The following is a 21,990-nucleotide window of genomic DNA, read 5'->3' as shown; positions in this document are numbered from 1 at the left end:
CGAGTAGGGGACGGCTCCGCGCAGCGGCGGCCAGGACGCGGCGGCACGGCGGTGGGTCGGTCAGTCGGCGGACTTCGGTGGGCGGCCCCGCCGCGGGATGGGTCCCGGCCCGGAGGGGAGCCGCCCGGACTCGGCGAGGGCCCTCCGCAGCAGGAACTCGATCTGCGCGTTCGCGCTGCGCAGCTCCTCACCCGCCCACCGCGCCAGCGCGTCGTACACGAGCGGATCCAGCCGCAGCAGCACCTGCTTCCGCGCCGCCCGGCCCCCGGCGGCACCGGCAGCACTGCCAGGACCGGCCGTACCGCCGGCCCCGGCGGAACCGGCGCCCCGGGCGGCGGCGGCGCCACCGGAGGCCCCGGCAGCGCCACCGCGCCCGGTGTCCGGGCCGTCGCCGTCGGGACGGGTGGGTTCGGGGCGGTTCACTGGTAGAGGGTGCCCGTGTTGACGACCGGCTGTGCGGCGCGGTCCCCGCACAGGACCACCATCAGGTTCGAGACCATGGCGGCCTTCCGTTCCGGGTCCAAGTCCACGATGCCGTCCTCGGCCAGCCGGGTCAGCGCCAGTTCGACCATGCCCACCGCACCCTCCACGATCTGCTTCCGGGCCGCCACGACCGCGCCCGCCTGCTGGCGCTGGAGCATCGCGGAGGCGATCTCCGGAGCGTACGCGAGGTGGGTGAAGCGGGACTCGATGATGTGCACTCCGGCCGCCTCGACCCGCGCGTGCAGTTCGACCGCCAGCTTCTCGGTGATCTCCTCGGCGTTGCCCCGCAGGGACAGGCCGCCCTCCTCGTGGGCGTCGTACGGGTACTCGATCGCGATGTGGCGGACCGCCGCCTCCGTCTGCGTCTCCACGAACTCCGTGAAGTCCTCGACCTCGAACACCGCCCGCGCCGTGTCCTCGACCCGCCAGACCACGACCGCCGCCAGCTCGATCGGGTTGCCGTAGGCGTCGTTGACCTTCAGGACGGCCGTCTCGTGGTTGCGCACCCGGGTGGAGATCTTCTCCCGGGAGGTCAGCGGGTTGACCCAGCGCAGTCCGTCCGCGCGGATCGTCCCCCGATAGCGGCCGAACAGCTGGACCACCCGGGCCTCGCCCGGCGCGACGGTGTTGAGCCCGCTCATGGCGACGATGGAGGCGATGATCAGCAGGAAGCCGCCCGCGATCAGAACAGCCTTGGCCGCGGTGGCCGTCAGGACCGCGCCGGCCGCGATCAGGCCCGCCCCGGCCACCACACCCGCCAGCCCGAGGAGCAGCGCCAGTCCGCCGCCCACGCTGCGCGCGGCGAATTCCCGTACGCCGCCCCCGTTGCCCCCGCCGTCCGATGCCGTCACTGCGTTCGTCATGGTCTGCCCCGTTTCCTGTGGTCGCGGCCGGTCGGGCCGCTTAGCAAAGTGATATCACTTTTTCCGTACACGGCAACCCTTTGGGCTTCGGATGCGTCGGTTCCTGTGGCGTGGGTGCTGATTCTCACGTCCGAATTGACCGGTATTGGTGATGGTTGGCCAACCTTTGTCACAGCCTGCGGTGTTAGCTTTCTGAGCTGACGTGTCGGGGGAAATCGAGCGGAGCGGGAGCGATGGGCCGAGCAGAGGCGCGTAGGGCGCAGCAACAGCGCGGTGCGCGGCGTGCGCCGAGCGGACGCGCAGAGGGCACCAAGGGCAAGGGTGGCGGCGGCAAACGCTCCGGCATACGTCGCTTCTTCACCTGGAGGAAGATCCTCGGGACGTTCCTCGGGCTGCTGCTGGCCCTGATGGCGGCGGCGATCATCCTGTACTTCTCGGTGAACGAACCCACCGACCCGAACAAGCAGGCCACGCTCCAGAGCAACACCTACCGGTACTCCGACGGCACGATCATGGCCCGCACCGGTGACATGAACCGCGAGATCGTCCCGATCGACAAGATCCCGGAGGACGTCCGCACCGCGTTCATCGCCATCGAGAACAAGTCCTTCTACAAGGACCGCGGCATCGACCTGATGGGCGTGGGCCGAGGCCTGTTCAACACGGTCCGGGGCAAGGGCACGGCCGGTGGCTCGACGATCACCCAGCAGTACGTCAAGAACTACTACCTGACGCAGGACCAGTCCGCGACGCGCAAGCTCCGGGAGCTGGTGATCGCCCTCAAGGTCGACCGCCGCATGGAGAAGGACGACATCCTCGTCGGCTACCTGAACACCAACTTCTACGGTCGCAACGCGTACGGGATCCAGGCCGCGGCCCAGGCCTTCTACGGCGTCGACTCCGACAAGCTCACGCTGGAGCAGGGCGCCTACCTCGCCTCCGTCATCCAGGCCCCCAGCCAGTACGACCTGGCGACCGCCGGCCCGAACGGCACGCGGCTGGTCAACATCCGCTTCAACGCCGTCCTCGACAACATGGTCGAGATGGGCAAGCTGGACCCGGCCAAGCGCAAGGCGATGACCTTGCCGCCCCCGATCAAGCCCAAGCCCCGTCCGGGCATGGAGGGTCAGAAGGGCTACCTGATCCAGGCGGCCAACGAAGAGATGAACGAGCAGAAGATCCAGGACGCCGATATCGCGGCCGGCGGCTGGAACATCGTGCTCAACATCGACCCGAAGAAGCAGGCGGCGCTGGAGGCGGCCGTCAACGACGAGCTGGAGTCCAAGCTCGACCGCAAGGACACCAAGAACCGACCCGTGGACCAGAGCGTCCAGGCCGGCGCCACCTCGGTGGACCCGAAGACCGGCGCGATCGTCGCCATGTACGGCGGCCAGGGCCTGGCGCAGAAGGACCAGAGCAACGCCCTGCGCACCGACTACCAGCCGGGCTCGACCTTCAAGCCGATCGTGCTCGCCTCGGCCCTGGAGAACGGCTCCAAGACCCAGGACGGCAAGCCGATCACCCCGAACGCGCTGTACGACGGCACCAGCAAGCGCCAGGTCGTCGGCAGCCCGATCCCGTTCAACCCGCAGAACCAGGACGACAAGGACTACGGCAAGGAGATCACGGTCCAGGACGCGACCAACTCCTCGGTCAACTCCGTCTACGCGCAGATGATCGTGGACGTCAAACCGCCCGCCGTGAAGAAGACCGCGCTCGCGCTCGGCATGAAGCACCGCAACGGCTGGGCAGAGGACGACCCGTCCATGACGCTCGGCACCATGGGCGCCAACACCGTGGAGATGTCGGCCGTCTACGCGTCCTTCGCCAACCACGGCAAGAAGGTCACGCCGACCATCATCAAGAGCGCCGAGCACCGGGAAGGCGAGTTCACCCCCCGTCAGCCCGTCGGTGGCCAGGCCATCAGCCGTCAGACCGCCGACACCGTCACCAAGGTGCTCACGGGCGTGGTGAACGACGGCTCCGGCAGCAAGGTCAAGAGCAGCGCTTACGAGGCCGCCGGCAAGACCGGTACCGCCGAGGAGAACAAGGCGGCCTGGTTCACCGGCTACACCCCGGAACTGGTCACCATCGTCGCGATGTTCGGCGAGGAGCCCGGCACCTACAAGCAGGTCACCCTGACCGGCACCGCCGGCGGTGGCCGCGCGGGTGGTTCCAGCTTCCCCGCGGAGATCTGGAAGGCGTACACGCTGGCCGCGCTGAAGGGCGCGAAGACGGGCAAGTTCGACCTGTCCGAGGCGGAGATGGGTGCCTCGCAGGCGCCGTCCCGCAGCGCCTCCCCGTCGCCGTCGGCGAGTACGTCCCCCACCCCGTCGGCGAGCAGCCAGCCGCCGGCGAGCCAGTCGCCGACACCGACGCAGAGCCAGACGAGCTCGAAGCCGCCGACCCCGACGACGTCGGCGCCCAGTCCGTCGCCGACCAAGACGGGCCCCAAGCCGCCGGACCCGCCGCCGCCGCCGTTCTTCCCCGAGTCGTAGGCACCCCGACATGAAGGAACCGCCGCCCGCAGGACGCGGGCGGCGGTTCCGTCGTTTTCCAGGACCCTCAGCGACGCTCGGTCGACCCAGGCCCCGGCCCCGCCACCGGCCCCGGCAACGCCAGCTCGAACCAGACCACCTTGCCGCTGCTCAGCCGCGTCGCACCCCAGCGCCGTGCCAGCCGGTTCACCAGGAACAGGCCGCGGCCGCCCTCGTCGGTGTCCCGCGCCCGCCGCTGGCGGGGCAGCTGCGGGGAGTCGTCGCCGACCTCGCAGCGCAGTACGTCCGTACGCAGCAGGCGCAGCGTCACCGGCCGCTCCGCGTACCGGACGGCATTGGTGACCACCTCGCTCACCAGCAGCTCCAGGGAGTCGCTCAGCTCCTCCAGGCCCCACCGGGCCAGCGCGCGGCGGGCGAAGCGGCGGGCGCGGCCCGGAGCGGTCTCCTCCGGGTCCAGGAACCAGTACGCGACGTCACTGGGCGCGATCCCGTCGAACCGGGCGGCGAGCAGCGCGATGTCGTCGTCCCGGTCGCCCGGGCCGAGCATGTCCAGCACGTCGTCGCACAGGGCCTCCAGCGGCGGCGGGTGGTCCAGGCCGGTCAACTGGGCGGTGGTGGCGAGGCGTTCGCGGAGCATCTCGATGCCGGTCCACACGTCCCGCAGCCGGGACTCCACCAGCCCGTCGGTGTACAGCAGCAGGGTGGCTCCGGCCGGGGCGTCCAGCTCCACGGCCTCGAAGTCCACGCCGCCGACGCCGATGGGGGCGCCGGGGGGTACGCGGAGCACCTCGGCGCGGCCGCCCAAGTGCAGGAGCACGGGCGGCGGGTGGCCGGCGTTGGCGATGGTGATCCGGTGCGAGACGGGGTCGTAGACCGCGTACAGGCAGGTGGCCATCCGGTCGGAGCCGAGGCGCTGCGCCTGCTCGTCGAGGTGGTGCAGGACCTCGGCGGGCGGCAGGTCCAGCTGCGCGAGGGTCTGCGCGGTCGTCCGGAGCTGGCCCATGATCGCGGCGGAGGTCATGGAGTGGCCCATGACGTCGCCGACGACCAGGGCGACCCGGCTGCCGGGCAGCGGTATCGCGTCGTACCAGTCCCCGCCGACCCGGGCCGTCTCGGCGGCCGGCAGGTAGCGCGAGGCGAGCCGCACCCCGGTGGGCTGGGGCAGGCTGTCGGGCAGCATGGTGCGCTGGAGCTCGTCCGCGATGTACGCCTCGCGGCCGTACAGCACGGCCTTGTCGATGCCGAGCGCGGTGTGCGTGGCCAGCTGGGCGGCGACGAGCAGGTCGTTCTGCTCGAAGGCGGGCCGCTCCGGGCTGCGCAGGAACACGGCCGCGCCGATCACCCGGCGGCGGCCGCGCAGGGGCGCGAGGACGGCCCGGTTGCCGCGCGGCACCGGGTGCTCCGAGCCGAGCAGCTCCGCGAGGGCCTCCTTGGCGCCTGCGGCGGACCCGAAGACGGGCCGTACGCCGCGCAGCACCTCGGCGAGCGCACCGCCGGAGCGGATCTCGCACAGCTCGGCCGCGGGCAGGTCACCCTGCGGGCCGAGGAGCGGCAACTGGCTGAAGTCGAGCTCGCCGGCGGCCCCCGCGGCCCCGGCGCCCTCGATCGTGGTCAGATCATCGATCGGCCGGAGCCGGTCGGTGCGGCGCAGCCTTAAAACGACCGGCCCGACGGGGCGTTCGTCGCCCACCGGAAGGGGGTCGCGCAGATAGACGAGGATGGCGTCGGAGAAGGTCGGCACGGTGGCCCGGCACAGGCCGAGCACGATCTCGTCGAGGTCGATACCGCGGGCGATCCGCCGTGTGGCGGCCCCGACGAACCGCAGCCGGTCCCCTTCGCGGCGCGCGGCCGTGACCTCCCCGCCCGGTATCCCGACCCCCTTGCCGTCCACGGCGGTGTCGCCGCCTTCCCCGAGCGGGCGCGGCCCGCCGACCGGCCCACCGATACCGCTCGTGCCGGTGCCGGTGCTGCTGCCGACACCGCTCGCGGTGGTACCGCTCAGGCCGGCGCCGCTGTCGGTGCCGCCCGGGCCGGCGCCGGCGCCGCGCGCACGCGATGCCGCGGCGGGCCCGCCGGAGGCGGGTGCGGCCTTGCCGCGCGGGCGCGGGGTCTTGGCGCTGCCCCCGTGGCCGGCTGCGCCGCCGCCCGCCGCGTTGCGTGCGGCCGCGCCGTCCCGGGGTCGGGCCGCGCCCTGGCCGGGTTCCGCGGGGTCGGTTGCGTCGCCGGATTCCATGCGGACCCCGACCGGGTCGATGCCCCCGCTACGCGGGCGCGGCGCATCGGCGGGCCCGCTGTGTCCGGTGGGGCTGCCGCCCGCCGCGTTGCGTGCGGCCGCGCCGTCCCGGGGGCGGGCCGCTGCCTGGCCGGGCTCGGCCGGGGCGGCGGGTTCGCCGCGCCGGCGCGGTGCCTCGGCGGGTACGCCGTCGGCAGCGCCGGCCCGGGGGCGGGCGCTGCCCGGGCCCTCGCCGGTGGCGGCGGACTCGCCCCGGGGCCGGGGGAGTCCGGCGGCGGCCGAGCCGTCACCCGCCGCGGATCGGGCCGCGCGGGCGCCGGGGGCCGCAGGGTCCACCCCCTGGCCAACGCCAGTGCCGGGGGCATGCGTGCGTACGGCCTCGGCGGCGGCGATGGGCGCCTTGCCGTGGCCGGGCTCGTCCGTCCCTCCGCCGGAGGCGACGGGCTGCGGGCCCTCCTGGGAGGTGGGGTACTCCGTCACGCGTGGAATTCCGTCCGTTTGCGCTCGATGTGCGCTGCACTCAACTCGGTCAGTCGCGGTATACCCGCTCAGCGGCCGCGGCACCATCGCCCCGCGCTTCCGGGTCCCCCTCGTTACTTCTCGCTCTGGCTCGACCTCCGGTCAAGTACCGCGTGTAACACGACACTTACGGATGCGCGGCCCGCCCGCACCGCCCCGTGCGCGCGACCTCGCGGAGGACGATCCTACGTTTGAACCCCGGGGGCGCATCAAGGGTCTCATGAGGTCATATGCGCCGGAGTGCGGTCCCAGTCCTCGGGCAGGACCGGAACGGTCCAGCCCGGATCCGGCCGCCAGTCCTCCCAGCCGTCACAGAACGGCGGGCCCCACGCCTTGATCACGTCGACCGCCGCCCGCCCCGCGGCCTGTACCTGCTTCGCCTGACCGGAGTCCATCAGTCCGGAGCGCTGCGCCTGCGCGAACTCGTCCTCGTCGAGCCACTTCCACGTGCGGTCCGGGTGGACGGAGATGTCGAGGAAGTGGTCCTCGGAGTCGACCCCGCCGGACCACCGGGCGCGCGGCGACTCCAGGTTCACGTACCAGCTCTTGAACCGCCAGCCGTGCTCCCAGAACAGCCACACCGACCACGGGTCCCCGGGCCGGGCCAGCTTCAGCACGCCCGACCCGAACCACTGGGACCGTACGGTGGTCCGCGGCGCGGTGTAGCGGGTGGCGAGCGGCTCCTTGTTCACGGGTGTGCCATCGGCCAGCACCGGCTTGACGCACTCGGTGCCCGGGGCCATCCAGACGGCCAGCAGGTCCTCGGTGTCCCGCACCACGGTCACCGGGCGGCAGATGTGCACCTGGCCCTTCAGCCCCGGGGCGTGGTCGCGGTAGCGCCAGAGGATCTGCTCCCCGGGTGCCCAGCGCGTGCCGTGTGCCGCGTCGCCGCTCGCGGGCCGGAAGGTACCTGTCATGCGCAGATCTTAGGGCGGGGGCCCCCGCGATCGCTGCGGTGCAGGTCACGGAGGGGGTCGGGGACGGTAATCGACCGAATCCGGACCCCTGTCGGGCCCCCTCCGGCCCCCCTCCGGCGTGCCTCAGGGGTGCGTCATGCGCAGGACGTCCAGGGCCTCGTCCAGCTGTTCCAGGGTGAGGTCGCCGCGCTCCACGTAGCCGGATTCCAGGACGACCTCCCTGATCGTCTTCCGCTCGGCGAGGGACTTCTTGGCGACCTTGGCGGCCGCCTCGTAGCCGATGTAGCGGTTGAGCGGGGTCACCACGGAGGGCGAGGACTCCGCGTACTCCCTGGCCCGCGCGGTGTTGGCGGTGATCCCGTCGACCGTGCGGTCCGCGAGCAGGCGGCTCGCGTTGCCCAGCAGGCGGATCGATTCGAGCAGGTTCCTCGCCATCACCGGCAGCATCACGTTGAGCTCGAAGTTGCCGGACGCGCCCGCCACGGCGACGGTCGCGTCGTTCCCCATCACCTGCGCGGCGACCATCAGCACGGCCTCCGGAACCACCGGATTGACCTTGCCGGGCATGATGGAGGAGCCCGGCTGGAGATCCGGGAGATTGATTTCGGCCAATCCCGTGCGCGGGCCGGATGCCATCCAGCGCAGGTCGTTGCAGATCTTGGTGAGCGAGACGGCGACCGTACGGAGCATGCCGGAGGTCTCCACGAGCGCGTCCCGCGCCCCCTGTGCCTCGAAGTGGTCGCGCGCCTCGGTCAGCGGCAGGCCGGTCGCGGCGGCCACCTCGGCGATCACGGCGGCCGAGAACCCGGGCGGGGTGTTGATCCCGGTCCCCACCGCCGTACCGCCCAGGGGCAGCTCCGCGAGCCGCGGCAGGGCCGCGTGCAGCCGCTCGATGCCGTAGCGGACCTGGGCCGCGTACCCGCCGAACTCCTGGCCCAGGGTGACCGGGGTGGCGTCCATCAGGTGCGTCCGCCCGGCCTTGACCACCTGCGCGAACTCGGCGGACTTGCGCTCCAGGACGATTTCGAGGTGCCGCAGGGCGGGGATCAGCTCGTGGGTGACGGCGGCGGTGGCGGCGATGTGGATGGAGGACGGGAAGACGTCGTTGGAGCTCTGCGAGGCGTTGACGTGGTCGTTGGGGTGGACCTCCTCGCCGAGGCGCTCGGTGGCCAGGGTGGCGATCACCTCGTTGGCGTTCATGTTGGACGAGGTGCCCGAGCCGGTCTGGAAGACGTCCACGGGGAAGTGGTCGTCCCAGCGGCCCTCCGCGACCTCGGCGGCGGCGGACCGGATCGCCGCGGCGACGTCCTCGTCCACCACGCCGAGCCGCGCGTTCACCACGGCGGCCGCGGCCTTGATGCGGGCGAGCGCCTCGATGTGGGCGCGCTCCAGCCGCTGCCCGGAGAGGGGGAAGTTCTCCACCGCGCGCTGGGTCTGAGCACGCCACTTGGCGTGCGCGGGGACCCGTACGTCGCCCATGGAGTCGTGCTCGATCCGGAACGCTTCGGCCTGTTGATCACCGGTCATTTTCGTTGCCTCCTCAAAAAGTTGAGCAATTGTCTTGTTCGAAGTGTTCCCAACTCCCCTACCGGCCAGTAAATACCGTGGGTAACACTGACATCCGGGGAGGCGTTCATGGCACGTGCACGTACGAAACCCATGCTCAGATCTACCTTCGCCGCGGTCGCGGCGATCGCGGCCGCCCTCGGGGGCGTCACCGCCATCACCCCGATGGCCCAGGCCGCGACCACGGCGGGGGCCACGGCGGCCGTCACGGCCGGGGCGGCGACCCCCCTCTCACCCGAACTGGAGGCCATCCGGGCCGCGGAAGCCACCAAGATCTACGGCGACCCGGCCATCCGCCCGCTCGCCGACCGCAAGACCGGCCTGATCTCGCTCGGCGACAGCGAGATCTCGGGCGAGGGCGTCGGCAACTACGACCCCGCGACCAACACCCCGTCCAACCAGTGCCACCGCTCGCCCGACGCGGCGATCCACCGCACCGGCATCCCGGCCGACCTCACCTTCAACGTCTCCTGCTCCGGCGGGTACACCGGCAACATCAGGATCGGCGGCAGCAAGCAGTACGCCGACGAGCTGGTACAGAGCGACAACCTCGCCGTCAAGGCCCGCAACACGAAGATCAAGATGGTGCTGCTGGTCGCCGGCGCCAACGACGACCTCCAGTTCGGCCCGGTCATGACCGACTGCGTCACCCGCTGGGTGCTCAGCCAGGGCACCTGCGAGCCCAAGTACGGCCCCGGCTGGCAGGCGCGCGTCGACGGCCTCAAGCCCAAGGTCGAGGCCACGGTCGCGGACCTCAAGACGGTCATGCGCGACGCCGGATACGCCGACTCCGACTACAAGCTCGTCGTCATGGGCTACCCCAGCCCCATCGGGCCCGACTTCTACGACAACCCGAACTTCCCCGGCAAGCTCCCCGGAGGCTGCGCCGGCTACGACTCCGACGCCACCTGGGGCCGCAACTACGCGGTGCCCACCTTCGAGAAGGGCATGCGCGACGCCGCCCGCAACTCCGGCGCCGTCTACCTCGACAACTCCCGGCTCTTCCACGGCCACGAGGTCTGCATGGAGGACACCTGGGCCCGCGGCCTCTACCTGGACCTCGGCGACCACTTCCCGTGGGACGAGAACACCGCCCGCCAGTCCTTCCACCCCAACTACCGGGGCCACGGCGCGTTCGCGTCCTGCCTCACCCAGCTCTACAACTCGGGCCTGCGCGAGGCCTCCTGCGCCGACCCCGCCAGCACCGGCACCCCGGTCCTCCAGGCCGGTGCCTGGGACTCCCTCTACGCACCCCTGAAGAACGAGGCGAACGGCAACTGCCTCGACGCGAAGGGCGGAGCCAGCGCCAATGAGACGGCCGTCCTGGGCTGGGACTGCCACGGCGGCCGCAACCAGGGCTGGTGGTACGACGCGGCCCGCAAGTCGGTCCACGTCGAGCTGACCCACGACCGCTGCCTCGACGCCCCCGGCGCCAACTACGGAGCCGGCACCGGCCTGATCATCTGGAACTGCCACGGCGGAGCGAACCAGCAGTTCGTCCGCGACGGCGCCACCATCCGCCCCGCGGCCGTCCCGGGCATGTGCCTGACGGTCGCCACCGCCCGCGACCCGCTCCGCCTCCAGCCCTGCAACGGCACGGCGACGCAGCGCTTCGTCTAACCCTCCTGTAAACCCCCACGAACACCCGCAAGCCCCTGCCCCATCCGACCCCCCACACCCGGCCGGCGCACCCCGGCCGGGTGCTCACATGTCGTCGAGCAGCTTGCGCACGTCCCGCGGCCGGTTGGTGATGATCGTGTCCACGCCGAGCCGTACGCACAGCTCCACGTCCTCGGGCTCGTCCACGGTCCACACCCGCACCCGCAGACCCTTCGCCCTCAGCCGCCCCACCAGCCCCGGATCCCGCCGTACGAGCTCGATCCCCGGGCCCGCGTGCGTCGCGAACGGGGGCCGTGCCGGGCGCAGGGGCAGGGTCCGCTCGATCAGGAACACGGTCGGCAGCCCGGGCGCGAGCCGGTGCGTCCGCGTCAGCGCGTTCCGCGAGAAGCTCATCACCTCGACGAGCCCGGATGCCCCGTCCGCGAGCCCGTACTCCTTGAGCATCCGTACGAGCTCGACCTCCAGCCGCCCGCCGGCCCGCGACGGATGCTTGGTCTCGACGGCGAGCCCGACGGGGCGCTGCGCCGCCAGCGCCTCTTTGAGCAGGTCCTCGAAGAGCAGCACCCGGGCGCCCGCGTGCCCGTCCCCCTTCCAGGCCCCGAAGTCGAGCGCGGCGAGCTCCGCGTACGTCATCTCGGAGACCACCCCCCGCCCGTCGGAGGTTCGCTCCACCCGCCGGTCGTGCACGCACACCAGCTTCCGGTCGGCGGTGAGCCGCACATCGCACTCGAGCGCGTCGGCCCCGTCGGCGATGGCCTGCCGGTAGGCGGCCATGGTGTGCTCGGGATGCTCATGGGAGGCCCCCCGGTGGGCGACCACGCGCGTGCCGCGGGCGGTGGGGAGGGGGGAGGTCGTCGCTGCCATACGGGAATCCTCGCAAACGGGGTTGAACGCACAGGTGCGGGCCTGTGTCCCCGACGTTAACCGGGTCCCACCCGGCCGCGGGCTTCGCGGGGCCGGGGCCGGGGTGGGAAAGGCTCCGCGCAGCGGCAACCCGTTCGGCGGGAGCCGCTACGGCTTCGGAATCGGGGCCAGCGGTGCCGGGGTGACCTTGAAGCCGCCCTTCGTGACCTCCGTGAAGGGGGCCGGGGCCATGCAGGTGCCCACCGCGCCCTGGTCCGCCGTGCCGTCCGGCTTCACGTCGACGTTGGCGACGCCCCAGGAGAAGCCGAGGCGGTCCGGGCCGCCGCGCTCGCCGTCCTGGACGCTGATGCCGATCCGCTTGCCCTCCCAGCCGTCGACGTTCGCGGTCTTGACGATGGCCGTGAGGGTGGCCGTCTTCCCGCCCGTGACCAGGCAGTCGATCTCCGCTTCGGCGACCGCGGTGAAGCCGGTCTCCTTGTACTGGTGGTAGATCGTCACCCGGCCCCGCGCGTCCGTCGGCAGCCCGTTCTCCAGGCCCGGGACCGGGAGCGGCTTGGTCCACGGGGTCGACTCCGCGTCGACCGTGAAGCGGATGTCGTCCTTGGGGGAGTAGGGGAAGAAGATCGTGCCGCCCCCGTGCACGGAGGCGACCTTCGATGCGGCCGGGGTCGCGGGGTTCGCCGGGGCCGCCGGTGCGGGCGCCGCCGCGACCAGGGTGGCCACCAGGGCGGCGGATGCGGCGAAGGTGAGGGCGAGTTTGCGCGTGCGGCTCTTCATGGCGATCGTAACTCCCGTTGTGCGTGGGCTGTTTGGGTACGGGAACAGCCTCGCCGGGAGCCCGCCCGCCTGCCATCTGCCGATGGGCGGACATACGCGGGGGCCCCTCCCCCAATTGGGGGAGGGGCCCGGAGACCGACGCGGTACGCCCTACAGCCCGTTCAGCCTCGACTGGGAGCCGATCGGCCGGAACTGGTCCCCCAGACCGATGTCATTGCGTACGAAGAGACCCGAGGCGCCCCGCAGCGCACCCTTCTCGGAGGAGAGCCGGCCCATCAGGTTCTTGACCTGCTTGTCCCAGGTGTCCGCGACCTTCTTCAGGCCCGCGGCGGTGTCCCACCCGTCGAAGCCCGTGACCGCGGCGTTCGTCGCCTCGTCCGCGTGCTCCGTGGCCTTCTTGGTGTTCGGCTCCAGCTCGGTCTCGATCGTGTTCGCCGCCGAGGTCTTCTCGGCCGGAGTGGAGGCGAAGTTCCCCGGCCCCCCGGGCACCGGCCCCCCGGGCACCGGCGGCCCCGCGGGACCGTCGAGGCGGTTCAGCCGCATGTCCACCTGCTGATCGGCCGCCCCGGCGCCCGCCCGGTCCCACTCGTGATCAAAGCCCACCGCCACGTTCGGTCCTCCCCGTCAGTCGTTTCCGTTCCACGCATCGCATTCCAACCGGACTCAGGCGCGTCGCAGTTCGCCTTCCTCGGGCAGCAGGTCCGCGATCAGGTCCCAGACCCGCTTCGCTCCCACGCGGACCAGCCGCACGGTGTTGTCCGGACGCACCGCCTCCGCGGCCACCGGCTCCTCGGGCAGCTCCCGGTGCCAGTACCCCAGGGGGCCGCAGTCCCAGATCGCGAAGCCGCGCCCGGCCACCCCGTCCCGGCCCTCCTCGCGGCCCCGCCACGCGGCGGTCATCCGCCAGCTCGACCGCAGTTCGGCGAGCAGGTCGGCGAGCAGCCCCGCCTGGGCCTCGCCGAGAGTCCCGTCCTGCGCCAGCGCCTTGCGGATGTACGCACGCTCGGAGCCCGGGGCCTCGGCACCGGACAGCCCTGCCAGGGCGGCGAGCCCCGCGTCGAGCGTCCCGAGCCGGGTCTCGATCGCCGCGGCCGGGTACGCGGCGGGCCCCGCCCCGCCTCCGGGACCCGACTGCCGCAGGTTGACCATGTTCGCCAGCGCCCACACCAGGGTCTTCGGCTCGACGGAGGAGTACTCCGACTCGCTCGCGCCCGGCCAGGCCTGATGGGCGATGACGTGGTCCTCCCCGATGAGCAGCCCGTGGTTCAAGCGGCCCTGCCGGCCGACCGATTCCAGCGAGATCACCACGGTCGGCGTCATCAGCGTGTCGAGCAGGGGGATGAGCACGTGGGCCAGCAGCCCGTTCTCGCCGATCAGTCCGCACGCCCGCAGTTCCTCGCGTGCCCCGAGGAACTCGCCGGGCACGGGCTCCCCGGCCGCCACCTGGACGAGGACGAAGACGTGCTCGTCGCTCAGGCGGAACCGGGCTCGGGAAAGGTCATGGGAAGGCATACGCTCACTCGCTCCATCGGTCGGTTCGGGGGTCGGGCCAGGTCGGGTCGGGGATCACCCCATGGACGAATCCACCGCCACGTGGAAGACCCGCGAGATGCCCGCGCGCACGGCCCCCCGCCGGGTGAGCACGGACCGGTCGACACCGGAGAAGACGAGTGCGAGCGCGATGTCGGACCCGAGGGCGCGGCCCGTCGCGCTCACGTCGACGCGCTTCCACTTGGCCATGCCGGATTCCTTGACCTTGACGGTGACACCGCGGTCCTCGTTGTCCGCCTCGCGCATGAGGACGTACTCCCGCTTGTTGACCGCCCAGAGCCGGTACCTGTCGCCGCCGTACTTCATGTGCAGGGCGCGGCCCCGGTGCGTGGCCGCCCACCGGTTCCGCTTCAGGTACGCCGTGGCGCCCCCGACGCGCAGCGTCGGCCCGTTCAGCGTCGGCCGTTCGGTGATCGTCACCTGCATGCCGCGGGATTCGAAGACGACCGTGGGGATGTGGCCGCCGGTGATCTCGGTGGCGCGGACGTCGTCGTGTGCGTGGGGCAGTGAAGCCACCGTGATCTCGCCCCACTCCGGGGACGTCCCCTGCCAGAGGGGCAGGCTCCGGCGAACCTGACCCTTCTCGCCGCCCTGCCACGTTTTCAACTGGAACGGGGTGGTCTGGGTGTGCATGTCTCTGCCCTCCTAGTCGAACGGGTTCAGCGCGCTGCCGAGTTTCTTGGCACCGTCGGCGATGCCGTCTCCGGCCTTCTCCAGGCCCTTGCCTATGGCTTCGTGGTTGTCCCAGATCAGCGCGGCGCCGTAGGCGACGCCGGTCCCCACGGCAAATGCGGCGGTCACCGGATTGGGGGCGATGGCCAGCGCGGTCATCGAACCGCTGAAGGCCGTACCCGTGAGGTCGGTGGCGAACTTCGCCGGGTCCTTCTTGATCATCTCGGTGTCGTACGTGGCCAGGTTCGCCACGCCGTAGGCGGTGGCGGCGACGCCTCCCACCACGCCCAGCCCGCGCAGCGCGCCGGCCGCCTTCGCGGCGTTCGCCATGCCGCCCTGCTGGGCGACCGTGATGAGGTTGGCCTCGGAGGCCACCGGGATGAAGAAGCGGCCGTTCTTCATGTGGCCACCCCACATGGCCGCCTCGTCGGAGCCCGTGAGCGCGCCGACGACGTTGGGGGGCAGTTTGCTCAACAGGCCGCCCGGAGTCGCGCCCGCCAGCCGTGCGTTGACGTTCCGCTCCAGCAGGGTGCCCGGTGCGTTGAAGGCCCTCGGGTAGACGCCGCCCTTCACGTCCTTGAAGTAGCCGGCCAGCTTGAAGGAGTTCATGCCGACCGCCGTCAGCGCAGCGGCGAACGCGCCGGCCGTCACCGTGGACTTGCTGATGTTGGAGACCAGTTCCGCCAGCTTCGGGTTGCCCGTGAGGCGGGTCATGCCGTCCTTCTGGAGCCGCTCGATGTAGTCGTCGAGGGTCTCGTTGTCCCGCTTCTTCAGCCAGGCGAGGTCGAAGCGCTCCTGCTTCTGGGCGTCGTCGGCCTTCGCGACGTCCCCGGCCTGCCCGTTGAAGCCGGTGCCCGGCGTGCCGTCGCCCTTGCCGCCCGCGCCGTCCTTGACGACCGCCTCCAGGTCCTTGCGCAGGTCCTGGTCGGCCTCGTCGACCGCTTTGACGCACTCCTTGATGTAATCGCGCCAGGACTGCTCGGCGGTCCTGACGCTCGTCATGTAGTCAGGGTCGTGCCGCATGGCGTTCTTCTCGGCGGCGCTGAGCTTGGTGGTGTCGAAGACCACGTCCCCCGTCCCGGAGACGCTCATCCCTGCCTTGATCGCGTCGGCGCGCGCGTTCTCGAGCGTCTTCTTGAGCTCGGTGAGCTGCTGGTGTCCGTTGCGCAGCAGCGTGGCGGTCGCCTTCGCCTGGGTCTGGGCGGCCTGGTACTCGTACCGGGTCGCTTCGAAGTTCGTGAACGACGCGGTCGAACTGACCCCGGCCCAGTTGCCGCTCGTGTGGATCTTCTGAACGGTGTCCCGATAGCGTTCTTCGACCTTGCGGATCTCCTCCGCCATCGACTGCCACTTGTCGGCTGCCGCCAGGAGGCGCCCGTAGTCGGTCGTCATGACTTCCTGGTACGTCAGCATGTCGTCCCCCCACCGCACGTCGGTCAAGACTTCCCGAGCAGCCTATACATTCGAATTCCGTTGGCTGTTCGAGGCCTTGGGGCGGCCTGTGGGGGTCGCATGGGCATCGCGTGGGCGTCGTGTGGGAGTCGTGTGGGCGGGGTGTTCGGCGACGTTTCGCGCACGTCGCCGAACACCCGGGAGGCCCGTCCGAGCCGCCGGCGCCCGGCAGTGGAGCGCGGGCTACAGACCCGGGCCGCGGACCGGGATGTGGGTGAACGTCGGCTCCGGGGCCGGGTTCTGGAAGAAGTCGTTGCCCTTGTCGTCGACCACGATGAAGGCCGGGAAGTCCTCCACCTCGATCTTCCAGACGGCCTCCATGCCGAGCTCCTCGTACTCCAGGACCTCGACCTTCTTGATGCAGTCCTGCGCGAGGCGCGCCGCCGGGCCGCCGATGGAGCCCAGGTAGAAGCCGCCGTGCGCGCCGCACGCGTCCGTCACCTGCTGCGAGCGGTTGCCCTTGGCCAGCATGACCTTCGAGCCGCCCGCCGCCTGGAACTGCTCGACGTACGAGTCCATGCGGCCGGCCGTCGTCGGGCCGAAGGAGCCGGAGGCGTAGCCCTCGGGGGTCTTCGCGGGGCCCGCGTAGTAGACCGGGTGGTCCTTCAGGTACTGCGGCATCTCCGCGCCCGAGTCCAGCAGCTCCTTGATCTTGGCGTGCGCGATGTCGCGCGCCACGACCAGCGGGCCGGTCAGGGACAGGCGGGTCTTGACCGGGTGCTTGGTCAGGGTCGCGAGGATGTCGTCCATCGGCTGGTTCAGGTCGATGGAGACGACGTCCGAGGCCTCGTCCAGGTGCGAGTCCGTGGTGTCGGGGAGGAAGCGCGCCGGGTCCGTCTCCAGCTGCTCCAGGAAGACGCCCTCGGCGGTGATCTTCGCGGTCGCCTGGCGGTCCGCGGAGCAGGAGACGGCGATGGCGACGGGGAGCGAGGCGCCGTGGCGGGGGAGGCGGACGACGCGGACGTCGTGGCAGAAGTACTTGCCGCCGAACTGCGCGCCGATGCCGATCTTCTGGGTGAGCTCGAAGACCTGCTGTTCGAGGTCGTGATCGCGGAAGCCGTGGCCCAGGGGGGAGCCCTCGGTGGGCAGCTCGTCCAGGTAGTGCGCGGAGGCGTACTTCGCGGTCTTCAGCGCGTGCTCGGCCGAGGTGCCGCCGACCACGATCGCCAGGTGGTACGGCGGGCAGGCCGCGGTGCCGAGCGAGCGGATCTTCTCCTCCAGGAACTTCATCATGGAGGCCTCGTTGAGGACCGCCTTGGTCTCCTGGTAGAGGAAGGACTTGTTGGCCGAGCCGCCGCCCTTGGCCATGAAGAGGAACTTGTACGCGCCGCCGTCCGTCGCGTACAGCTCGATCTGCGCGGGCAGGTTCGAGCCGGTGTTCTTCTCCTCCCACATGGTGAGCGGCGCCATCTGCGAGTAGCGCAGGTTCAGGCGGGTGTACGCGTCGTAGATGCCGCGCGAGAGCGCCGCCTCGTCGCCGCCCTCGGTCAGCACGTTCTGGCCGCGCTTGCCCATCACGATGGCCGTGCCCGTGTCCTGGCACATCGGCAGGACGCCGGCCGCCGCGATGTTCGCGTTCTTGAGGAGGTCGAGCGCGACGAACTTGTCGTTCGCGGAGGCCTCGGGGTCGTCGATGATGCGGCGCAGCTGCGCGAGGTGCGCGGGGCGCAGGAAGTGCTGGATGTCGTGGATGGCCTCTTCGGCGAGCTTGCGCAGCGCCTCGGGCTCGACCTTGAGGAACGTACGGCCGTCAGCCTCGAAGGTGGAGACGCCCTCGGCGGTCACCAGCCGGTAGGGGGTGGTGTCCTCGCCCAGGGGCAGCAGGTCGGTGTACGCAAACTCTGGCATGACGGCAGTCATTCCTCACTCGGCAGACAGCACTGGCGACCAATTGGCAGCGCGGTCATCCAGCGTAGAACCTCTCGACGCGGCCGTGGTTGTGAGGTAAGGCTCACTAGGGGCCCGCTCTGCGCCACTCAGGAGTATCGCGATCTATCGTGTCTCGCTATGCTGGGTGCCGTGGACCTGGAAAAGCACCCCGCCGCCCCTGCTGCCGCCGCCCCCTCGGAGCTGCGCGCGTCCGACGCCGACCGGGACCGGATCGCGCAGACGCTCGGCGACGCCCTCGCCGAGGGCCGCCTGAACTCCGAGGAGCACTCGGAGCGCCTGGACTCGCTGTACGAGCTCAAGACGGTCGGCGAGCTGGAGGGCCTCGTACGGGACCTGCCCGCGCCCGGCGCCGGCCACCCCTCGCCCGCGTACGGCGCCTCCGCTCCGGCGGGCTACACCGACAACGTCGTGGCCGTGTGCAGCGCCTCCGCCCGCAAGGGCCGCTGGCGGCCGGGCGCGCACACCCGCGCGGTCTCGGTCATGGGCGACATCAGCATCGACCTCACCGAGGCGGTCTTCGAGCAGCAGGTCACCGAGATCAACGTGACCTGCGTACTCGGCAACGTGGAGGTGGTCGTCCCGGAGAACGTCACCCTGCGCGGCTACGGCAGCGGGGTCCTCGGCAACTTCGAGGTGCGCGGCGAGAGCCGGGGGGAGACGGACCCGCAGGCCCCGGTGGTGATCGTCCGCGGCTTCGCGCTGCTCGGCAACATCGAGGCTCGCCCCAAGCTCGGCTCCCGCCTGGTCGACCTGGCGCACAAGCTGCGCAAGCGCCTGGACGGCTGAGCGGGCCGCGTGAAGCGGCGCCCAACACGCCCTGAAACAACGGGATTCAGCCGAGTGGCGTGCCGGTGATCCGCCGCAGGCGCACCACCCCCGCAGGCGCACCACCCCCGCTGGGGCGCCGCCGTACGCCCGCCACCCCCAGAGGCGCGCAACTCCCGCCGGGGCGCCCGCCGATGGCTGGGAGCGGGCCGATACGCGGTGCGAGCCGTGGGACGCCACCCAGGTCCTCCAGTGCGCCGCAGGCGACCGGCACGCCGCCGGCGACCAGCTGGCCTACGCCTCCCGCCTGACCGGCGGCCCCGGCCCCGCCGAGGACCCTTTCGCACCCTCCGGCACCCTCGCAGGCAGCCCGGTGCGGCTGCTGGAGCCCGCACTCGCCGCCGCGGCCGAGGCCTTCGCCGGGGTGGCGCCCGGTACCGCCGAGGTCGCGGTGCCGTTGCCCCCGTTCACGGTGTCCGCCGAGACGGCAGTCGGCGCGGCCGCCCTCGACGCCACGGTGCACGCCTGGGACATCGCCGTCGCCACCGGCCTGCCGTCCCCGCTCCCGGCGGCCCTCGCGGAGGCGCTGCGGCCTGCGGCGGAGGCCCTCGCCGAGCCCCTGCGGGGCTTTGCCTACGGGCCGGCGTTCCCCGGCGGCCCCGCACCCGAGGTCGACCCGGCCGGCTTGCTGCTGGCCTTCCTGGGGCGCGATCCCCGCTGGGCGCCGCCGGCCGTGTGAGGGCCCGGGCGGCGGGGGCGCGTTTCGGACGAACCTCCGCCGGCCCGTGGCGCGTGGTGCATAGGGGCGCGTACAGCGGGTAGGGACAGGTGCATCGTCTCTCGCTCGCGTATACGTCGTCAGGAGTAGACCGTGCCGCATCCGCCGCATCAGTCCCTGCAGGTAGCCGCCGTCCAGAGTCTTCAGGGCCGCGCGGCGGCGGCCGTGCCGAAGCCGCGGACTCCGTCGCGGGAAGAGGACGGCCCCTGGCACGCGGAGGCGGTGTGCCGCCGGGACGAGGCGGGGCTCTTCTTCGCGCCGTCCAAGGAGCCGACCGCGGCCCGGCTCTCCCGCGAGGAGGCCGCCAAGCGCGTCTGCGCGCGCTGCCCGGTGATGGTCGCCTGCCGGGAGCACGCCCTGCTCCAGCCCGAGCCGTACGGAGTCTGGGGCGGCCTCACCGCCGCCGAGCGCCGGGTGGTCCTGGCCCGGATGCGCCGCAGGTCCGCCGAGCTCCGCCAGACCCCGGGCACGGGCCCGATCGCGGCGGCGGGCTGAGCTCGTACCCGCGCCTCAAACGCCGGCGGGGCTGGAAGATCCAGCCCCGCCGGCGTTTGAGGCGCTGGGGGTCCCCCCAGCGGTAGCTGGGGGAGGGTCCGGGGGCGGCGCCCCCGGCAACGGCGCCGCAGGATCAGGCCGCGAACACGGCAGAGGGGGCGGTCACCGCGCCGGGGGTCCCCCCGGACGCGGTGACCGCCCCCTCCCGTGGTGCCGAGCCGGCCGCAGGCCTACTTCGCGCGGTCGAAGTCGATCGCGCTGTACGCGCGCAGCTTCGACAGGCGGTGCGTCGAGTCGATCTGGCGGATCGTGCCCGACTTCGAGCGCATGACCAGCGACGAGGTCGTAGCGGTCTCCGCGCGGTAGTGCACGCCGCGCAGCAGCTCGCCGTCCGTGATGCCGGTGGCGACGAAGAAGACGTTCTCGCCGGAGACCAGGTCGTTCGTGGACAGGACGCGGTCCAGGTCGTGCCCGGCGTCCAGCGCGCGCTGGCGCTCGGCGTCGTCCTTGGGCCACAGCTTGCCCTGGATCGTGCCGCCGAGGCACTTTATGGCGCAGGCCGAGATGATGCCCTCGGGGGTGCCGCCGATGCCGAGGAGCAGGTCCACGCCGGTGCCCTCGCGGACCGCCATGACGGAGCCCGCGACGTCGCCGTCGGAGATGAACTTGATCCGGGCACCCGTCTCGCGGATCTCCTTGACGATGCCCTCGTGGCGGGGGCGGTCCAGGATGACGACCGTGACGTCCTCGACGGCCATGCCCTTCGCCTTGGCGACGCGGCGGATGTTCACCGAGACGGGGGCGTTGATGTCGACGAAGTCGGCGGCCTCGGGGCCGGTGACGAGCTTGTCCATGTAGAAGACCGCGGACGGGTCGAACATGGTGCCGCGGTCGGCGGCGGCCAGGACGGCGATGGCGTTCGGCATGCCCTTGGCGTTCAGGGTGGTGCCGTCGATCGGGTCCACGGCGATGTCGACCTCGGCGCCGGTGCCGTCACCGACCTGCTCGCCGTTGAAGAGCATCGGGGCTTCGTCCTTCTCGCCCTCGCCGATGACGACGACGCCGTTCATCGAGACGGTGGAGATCAGGGTGCGCATCGCGTTGACCGCGGCGCCGTCCGCGCCGATCTTGTCGCCGCGGCCGACCCACCGGCCGGCGGCCAGGGCGGCGGCCTCGGTGACCCGGACGAGCTCCAGGGCGAGGTTGCGGTCGGGGGCCTCCGGAGAGACTACGAGCTGAGGCGGCAGGTTGTGCTCGGTCATCCGAGGGCACCTTTCTGTTCGGCGACGGCCGGGAAGTGAGGGTGCTGGAACTCTATCGGTAGGTCGATAAATTGAGCAGACCGGGTCACGTATGAGCGGCATATCGGTCATGCGTTTGGCCTGAGCGGACACCTTGCGACGCTCCGGGGCCCCCGGCGGTGATCGCCGGCGGCGATGCGGGACCATGGTGGCGTGGCAGGTATGAAAGGCAAGCAGACGATCTGGGACATGGTCCGGTCGCTGGCGGTGATCGGCCTCGTCGTGGCGGGGATCTACGTGTTCGTCCCGCATGACGAGAAGGCCGATCCGACGCGCACGGTCGACTACCGGGTGGAGACGATCACGGCCCGGCGCGCGGCCCCGTACCCGGTGGCCGCCCCCGTGGGGCTGCCGGAACAGTGGCGGGCGACCTCGGTGTCGTACGAGCGCAAGAACGCCAATGCCTGGCACCTGGGCTTCCTCGATCCGGAACAGCAGTACGTGGCCGTGGAGCAGTCCTCGGACAGCTCCGCCAAGTACCTCGACCGGGTCACCCGGCAGGCGAAGGCCACCGGGCAGACGCAGCAGGTCGGTGACACGGCCTGGGAGCGCTGGGACGGCGAGAAGTACGACGCCCTCGTGCGGCAGGAGCAGGGGCACGTCACGGTGGTGACCGGGACGGCCTCCTTCGAGCAGCTCGGCGCGATGGCGGCGGCGCTGGAGTTCAAGCAGGGCGCCGGCGCGTAGCGCGTGCCGCGTGGCAGGTGAACGAGAAGGGCGGCCGGCCCCGGGGATCCCGGGGCCGG

The 21,990-nt window shown here is 71.8% G+C and carries 19 protein-coding genes; 6 read left to right on the top strand and 13 right to left on the bottom strand.

All coding sequences use genetic code 11. The features are described from left to right. Positions 1-60: 60 nt before the first annotated feature. A complete protein-coding gene (locus OG625_RS41440) occupies positions 61-423 on the bottom strand; it encodes an AT hook motif protein (protein WP_443067714.1) in 363 nt (120 codons plus the stop codon). Next, positions 420-1,346 (bottom strand): SPFH domain-containing protein, encoded by a 927-nt coding sequence (locus OG625_RS13680; protein WP_329379836.1) that lies wholly within the window; start codon positions 1,344-1,346, stop codon positions 420-422. The genes OG625_RS41440 and OG625_RS13680 overlap by 4 nt, the downstream gene beginning before the upstream one ends. Before the next feature lie 233 nt (positions 1,347-1,579). Between OG625_RS13680 and OG625_RS13675 the strand changes: the two genes are divergently transcribed. Further along, complete coding sequence (locus tag OG625_RS13675; protein ID WP_329379833.1) at positions 1,580-3,844, top strand: transglycosylase domain-containing protein; 2,265 nt, start codon at positions 1,580-1,582, stop codon at positions 3,842-3,844. 67 nt (positions 3,845-3,911) lie between these two features. Here the strand turns inward: OG625_RS13675 and OG625_RS13670 are convergent, their stop codons facing one another. The 3 genes from OG625_RS13670 to OG625_RS13660 form a co-directional block, all read right to left on the bottom strand. After that, a complete protein-coding gene (locus OG625_RS13670) occupies positions 3,912-6,077 on the bottom strand; it encodes a SpoIIE family protein phosphatase (protein ID WP_443067889.1) in 2,166 nt (721 codons plus the stop codon). Between the two features lie 737 nt (positions 6,078-6,814). Next, complete coding sequence (fomD, locus tag OG625_RS13665) at positions 6,815-7,513, bottom strand: cytidylyl-2-hydroxypropylphosphonate hydrolase (protein WP_329379827.1); 699 nt, start codon at positions 7,511-7,513, stop codon at positions 6,815-6,817. A gap of 123 nt (positions 7,514-7,636) precedes the next feature. Beyond that, entirely contained in the window at positions 7,637-9,040 is a 1,404-nt protein-coding gene (locus tag OG625_RS13660) for a class II fumarate hydratase (RefSeq protein ID WP_329379825.1), read from the bottom strand. Between the two features lie 108 nt (positions 9,041-9,148). Here OG625_RS13660 and OG625_RS13655 point away from each other — a divergent pair, with 108 nt between their 5' ends. Further along, positions 9,149-10,699 (top strand): ricin-type beta-trefoil lectin domain protein, encoded by a 1,551-nt coding sequence (locus OG625_RS13655; protein ID WP_329379822.1) that lies wholly within the window; start codon positions 9,149-9,151, stop codon positions 10,697-10,699. An 84-nt stretch (positions 10,700-10,783) separates the two neighbouring features. On the opposite strand, the gene OG625_RS13650 is transcribed toward OG625_RS13655, so the two are convergent. From OG625_RS13650 to OG625_RS13620, 7 genes are all read right to left on the bottom strand, one after another. Further along, positions 10,784-11,563 carry a glycerophosphodiester phosphodiesterase gene (locus OG625_RS13650; protein ID WP_329379820.1) on the bottom strand — a complete coding sequence of 260 codons (780 nt, stop codon included), beginning with the start codon at positions 11,561-11,563 and terminating at the stop codon, positions 10,784-10,786. Positions 11,564-11,710: 147 nt separating this feature from the next. After that, positions 11,711-12,340, bottom strand: coding sequence for a hypothetical protein (locus OG625_RS13645; protein WP_329379817.1), 630 nt, complete (start codon positions 12,338-12,340; stop codon positions 11,711-11,713). Positions 12,341-12,490: 150 nt separating this feature from the next. Beyond that, complete coding sequence (locus OG625_RS13640) at positions 12,491-12,943, bottom strand: hypothetical protein (RefSeq protein ID WP_329379815.1); 453 nt, start codon at positions 12,941-12,943, stop codon at positions 12,491-12,493. A gap of 60 nt (positions 12,944-13,003) precedes the next feature. Continuing rightward, positions 13,004-13,852, bottom strand: coding sequence for a histidine kinase (locus OG625_RS13635; RefSeq protein ID WP_329379812.1), 849 nt, complete (start codon positions 13,850-13,852; stop codon positions 13,004-13,006). A 54-nt stretch (positions 13,853-13,906) separates the two neighbouring features. Then, on the bottom strand, positions 13,907-14,524 hold the full coding sequence (locus tag OG625_RS13630) for a hypothetical protein (protein ID WP_329379809.1): 618 nt from the start codon (positions 14,522-14,524) through the stop codon (positions 13,907-13,909). A gap of 12 nt (positions 14,525-14,536) precedes the next feature. Then, positions 14,537-15,976, bottom strand: coding sequence for a hypothetical protein (locus OG625_RS13625; RefSeq protein WP_329379806.1), 1,440 nt, complete (start codon positions 15,974-15,976; stop codon positions 14,537-14,539). Positions 15,977-16,198: 222 nt separating this feature from the next. After that, the gene (locus OG625_RS13620) at positions 16,199-17,863 is read right to left on the bottom strand and encodes a fumarate hydratase (protein ID WP_329379803.1); all 1,665 of its coding nucleotides are present in this window, start codon (positions 17,861-17,863) and stop codon (positions 16,199-16,201) included. A gap of 171 nt (positions 17,864-18,034) precedes the next feature. Here OG625_RS13620 and OG625_RS13615 point away from each other — a divergent pair, with 171 nt between their 5' ends. From OG625_RS13615 to OG625_RS13605, 3 genes are all read left to right on the top strand, one after another. Further along, positions 18,035-18,691: a DUF1707 SHOCT-like domain-containing protein gene (locus tag OG625_RS13615; RefSeq protein ID WP_329379800.1), complete on the top strand. Its 657-nt coding sequence runs from the start codon at positions 18,035-18,037 to the stop codon at positions 18,689-18,691. A gap of 352 nt (positions 18,692-19,043) precedes the next feature. Next, positions 19,044-19,409 carry a hypothetical protein gene (locus tag OG625_RS13610; RefSeq protein ID WP_329379797.1) on the top strand — a complete coding sequence of 122 codons (366 nt, stop codon included), beginning with the start codon at positions 19,044-19,046 and terminating at the stop codon, positions 19,407-19,409. A 132-nt stretch (positions 19,410-19,541) separates the two neighbouring features. Beyond that, positions 19,542-19,943 (top strand): WhiB family transcriptional regulator, encoded by a 402-nt coding sequence (locus OG625_RS13605; protein ID WP_443067713.1) that lies wholly within the window; start codon positions 19,542-19,544, stop codon positions 19,941-19,943. Positions 19,944-20,173: 230 nt separating this feature from the next. Here the strand turns inward: OG625_RS13605 and glpX are convergent, their stop codons facing one another. After that, positions 20,174-21,205 (bottom strand): class II fructose-bisphosphatase, encoded by a 1,032-nt coding sequence (gene glpX, locus OG625_RS13600; RefSeq protein ID WP_329379794.1) that lies wholly within the window; start codon positions 21,203-21,205, stop codon positions 20,174-20,176. 201 nt (positions 21,206-21,406) lie between these two features. On the opposite strand from glpX, the gene OG625_RS13595 reads away from it, so the two are divergent. Next, positions 21,407-21,931, top strand: a complete 525-nt coding sequence (locus tag OG625_RS13595) for a DUF4245 domain-containing protein (protein ID WP_329390647.1) — start codon at positions 21,407-21,409, stop codon at positions 21,929-21,931. Positions 21,932-21,990: the final 59 nt, after the last annotated feature.

The sequence above is a fragment of the Streptomyces sp. NBC_01351 genome (assembly GCF_036237315.1).
Classification (GTDB): domain Bacteria; phylum Actinomycetota; class Actinomycetes; order Streptomycetales; family Streptomycetaceae; genus Streptomyces.
The sequence above is the reverse complement of the archived record's forward strand: the minus strand, read 5'-3'. Positions and strand labels throughout refer to the sequence as shown.